Source organism: Psychromonas hadalis ATCC BAA-638, assembly GCF_000420245.1.
Lineage (GTDB): Bacteria > Pseudomonadota > Gammaproteobacteria > Enterobacterales > Psychromonadaceae > Psychromonas > Psychromonas hadalis.
On record NZ_ATUO01000235.1, the window covers coordinates 1 to 3824 of the forward strand.

A 3824-nucleotide genomic window follows, 5' to 3' on the forward strand; every position below is an offset into this window, starting at 1 on the left:
TCAAAGCTTGCCCTGTGGGTCGCCAGCTCGAAAACTAATTCGGTGTTGCAGTATTCGATAAGGGCTAGCCATTGTTATTATACTGCGCCTTGCCTTAGTGTCCGAGCTGACGACTGAATAAAGTACTTTGATTGATAACGGGTATAGTTGTTTGTAAAGTGAATAAATAGCAGAAATGTGTGCTGTAACCTTTCACTGTCGCATTAAATAAAAGACCTTATTTTTTATCGGCATTCTCATTGCGAGCGGTTAGTCAAGTCCGTATATATCCGGCAAAAAACGCAAACCACCCTGTTTATCAAACCAAGTGGTTTGATAGGTGATATAAACGGCTAACGAATTACTTAAAGGCAGATGGATGGTTTTTCCTGATTGCAATGAAGCGTACATTGCATTTTTTTTGTAATCATCTTCAAAGCTTAATAAATAGTTAGCTAACAAATTTGCATCTTGTAAACGCACACAACCATGACTTAATGCGCGATAGGGTTGATTAAATAACGATTTGACGGGCGTATCGTGTAGATAAATCGCTTTAGTATTGGGGATATTAAATCGATAATAACCGAGGGCATTATTTTCGCCAGGTGCTTGTACTAAACGATAAGTGCGTAATAACTTTTTAAGGTTTAAATTGGGGCGATCAATTTCTTTTGTCTCCACGCCCGACATGGTGCCCTTAATTAACTGAAAGTGACTGCGCTGTAAAGATAAAAAATCTTGCTGGTAACTCGGTATTAATTCACTGTTAATAATATTAACGGTGGGAGTCCAAGTTGGATTAAGGGTGATTCTGTCTATTTGCGTGATCAATAGAGGGGTTTGGTTATTAATATCACCGACAATGACTTTCATTTGCAGTGTTGTTAAGCCATTTTCTATCACCGATAACTGATAACCAGGGATATTGATGAGTAAGAACTTATCAGGAGGTTGATTCGGCAGAATAAACCAGCGCCTTAAATTTGCTTGCAACTGCTTAAGGCGCTGCTCTGGAGAAATTTGTAAGGTCGCATAAGTGTCGGGGCTTAACTTGCCATCACTCACTAAACCATGGCGTTGCTGAAATTTTTTTAACGCTTTAACAGCAACGGAATCATAGATATCTCGTCGATTTATACTCTGAGACTGTACTGGAAGGTCACCCAGCAACGTTAATATCTTACGAATGCCTTTTACCTGCTTATGACTTTGTCCAAACCTTGGCTGAAAATGGACATCTAATTTTGGCCAGGGGGAAGCTGATAAGTGGCGATAATAGCTAATCGCTTTTCTCAAATGACTTATTTGGTCATACTCAGGAAGCAAAGAAAATAATAATTCATCCTCAGATTGTTCCTTTAGCGCGGTTAATAAAATTGCTTCGGCGCTTGCTAAGGCGAAGGGCTTTTTATGTTGATTGATATTGATTAACTGTAAAAACCCTAGGGTTAAACGTTGGTCGTGTTGTTGATACTTATCCTCGGAGAGAGCATTGCTATTGACAACCTCATACCAGCCAAGATCTGCTAATACCGTGTTTAAGCTAACCCCGTTTAAGGTGAGACCAGTCGTATCAAACCAAAGATATTTTTTTTCAGATTGTTGTAATATATGTTGGTAAACCGTGGTTTTATTTTCTGTAAAAAAACGTGTGTTTATAACTTGTTGAGCAACTAATGAATTTGCATACACAGTGAAAAAACAGAGTAACAACAGAGCCAAAAATTTAATATAAGCTAAGATAGGGTGATGACGGTGAGTGTCATTAGCAAATATTCTTCTTGCCAAAAGGGCTGATTTCATTGTTCTGATCCTCTGTTAATACAACATTAGAGAAAAGTTCGGCTCTTAATTTTAGGTACTTGGAAAATGCTTCACTTTGCTTGGCATCCCGATTACCAGAGGCATAAGAGGTCGGCGTCATATTAAAATGTTCTTTAAAGCTACGGCAAAAGTGTGATGGATTGGCAAAGCCAATTTGGTAGGAAATAAAAGTCACTGTATTTTCACCCAGGGTTAATAAACGTTCCCCTTCTTCGATCTTACGACAGATTAAATAACTACTGTAACTAATACCGCATAAATCTTTAAATATATGGCAAATACGACTGGGACTTAAATAAATATCCTCAGATAAGCTTTTTAAAGAGGGGCTCTTAATATAATCACGTTCAATAATATTTAATAAAGCCCCTATCGGATTATTTTTAATCATCTGCGCACAAAAGAGGTCAAAATCCATGACTATTTTATCTGGATATAATAGAACATTAGTTTCATTTTTTAGACGATTGAAAAATGTATGTTTATCTTTGTTGGATAACGGTGATATAAAAAAATCAGTCACCCCTATGCGTAATAAATGCTGTAATAATGGAATAGAAACAGTATTAGAGATAACAAAAAAATTCTTATCAGGATATTTATTACGAATAAATTCAATGTTATGTAGGTGATCTACACTGGTACAATCCATTAAATAAAGCACCGAAGCGGGTTCCGTATTGGATGCTTCAAGCTCTTCCATAAAGTTGCAACACTCTACTTCACAAAATGAAGCTAATTCGTCGATACAACGTTTTGCTGATTCATGATCAAAAGCAATTAAAAGTAATATTTTTTCCATGTGATTAACCATGATAACGCTTCCTTTTCAGGGCTTGTGATACGCGAGAAAACTTAAGATACTTGTTAAGAATTAGGATTTATTTAGATTCTGTCAAATAAAAAACATTAAAAATATGCCTATTTCATCACTTACATCAAACTTTAAGCAATATTATATTGACAAGCAACTGATAACAAAGGGGTCATTTAACAGTGGGTGACTTCCCCTTTAATATGTAGATTTATCCAATAAAACACCATTATTGAGCAAATATGCACGTGGCTGGAAATGCAATCAGCTAAGCAATCAAAACTGGCTAACGCATTACCTCAATAACAACTGTTCGCGGTTAGTTAAATTTTTAACGGGGCGATGATTTTGTTGGATAATAACGCGACTTAAAATTACATTCGAGCGTTGGTGATGACCACAAAAACAATGTTCCATCAAAAGAAGTCTCCTCCCTAGGGAAAACGGGTCTAAATAAGACAGGTTAAGTACCGTTAACCACCAACTCTGTGATGTTTATTGATTAAAGAGAACTTAATTCCTATTTACCCTATTTAAAAACATGCAGGACTAAAGTCCCACTTCCAAAAACAGGAAAATAAACTTATTCGGTTTATTTTAGACTCGTTTGCCCTGCTCTCCTCCCCTCTTAATTCCATTTTGTTATAAAAAAGCCCGATTAATTCTTTTATTGTTGAAAAAGTAAGGCGTAAACGCCTTTAATCTTTTGTAATAGTGGAAAATAGTTTCATGGCATTAACGAATCTTTCGGCGCTAACGTCGCCTTTATCAGCGTTGCAACTCTCGCAGTTACAACAAGCGATGGCAGGACTTGATCCGATGCAAACCACATGGGTAAGTGGTTATTTAGCCGGTGTTAGTCAAACACCAGTAAGCGCACAAGCGACGGTAAGTTCAGGCCAAAGTCTGACCATTTTATATGCTACACAAACAGGCATGTGGGGAACAGTTAGCTGAGCAAGCAGAGAATAAAGGTATCGCGCACCGTGTTATCTCGATGGCCGATTACAAAATAAAAAGTATTAAAGATGAAAGCCATCTTATTATTGTTGCCAGTACCAACGGTGAGGGTGAAGCACCCGATGATGCCATTGATTTACATGCATTCTTAGCCTCTAAAAAAGCACCAAAACTAGATTCACTAAAATTTGCAGTGTTAGGACTTGGTGATTCAAGTTACGAGTTTTTCTGCCAAACAGGCAAA

General features: G+C 37.1%; 4 protein-coding genes. 2 read left to right on the top strand and 2 right to left on the bottom strand.

What is annotated here, in order from left to right:
- Positions 1 to 249: 249 nt before the first annotated feature.
- Together G322_RS0117965 and G322_RS0117970 are read right to left on the bottom strand one after the other, a co-directional pair.
- On the bottom strand, positions 250 to 1785 hold the full coding sequence (locus G322_RS0117965; protein WP_022943074.1) for a L,D-transpeptidase family protein: 1536 nt from the start codon (positions 1783 to 1785) through the stop codon (positions 250 to 252).
- Complete coding sequence (locus G322_RS0117970) at positions 1748 to 2620, bottom strand: AraC family transcriptional regulator (RefSeq protein ID WP_022943075.1); 873 nt, start codon at positions 2618 to 2620, stop codon at positions 1748 to 1750. Before G322_RS0117970 ends, G322_RS0117965 begins: the two co-directional genes overlap by 38 nt.
- Positions 2621 to 3349: 729 nt before the next feature.
- On the opposite strand from G322_RS0117970, the gene G322_RS24410 reads away from it, so the two are divergent.
- Both G322_RS24410 and G322_RS24415 read left to right on the top strand, forming a co-directional pair.
- Entirely contained in the window at positions 3350 to 3577 is a 228-nt protein-coding gene (locus G322_RS24410; RefSeq protein ID WP_022943076.1) for a hypothetical protein, read from the top strand.
- Positions 3540 to 3824: flavodoxin domain-containing protein (locus G322_RS24415; protein ID WP_245542351.1), on the top strand; the 285-nt coding region annotated here is incomplete at its 3' end. The genes G322_RS24410 and G322_RS24415, both read left to right, overlap by 38 nt.

What these genes read in the sequence shown, in the direction of transcription:
- G322_RS0117970 (WP_022943075.1), bottom strand. Translation starts at nt 2,620, where the DNA reads ATGGTTAATCACATGGAAAAAATATTACTTTTAATTGCTTTTGATCAT.
- G322_RS0117965 (WP_022943074.1), bottom strand. Translation starts at nt 1,785, where the DNA reads ATGAAATCAGCCCTTTTGGCAAGAAGAATATTTGCTAATGACACTCAC.
- G322_RS24410 (WP_022943076.1), top strand. Translation starts at nt 3,350, where the DNA reads ATGGCATTAACGAATCTTTCGGCGCTAACGTCGCCTTTATCAGCGTTG.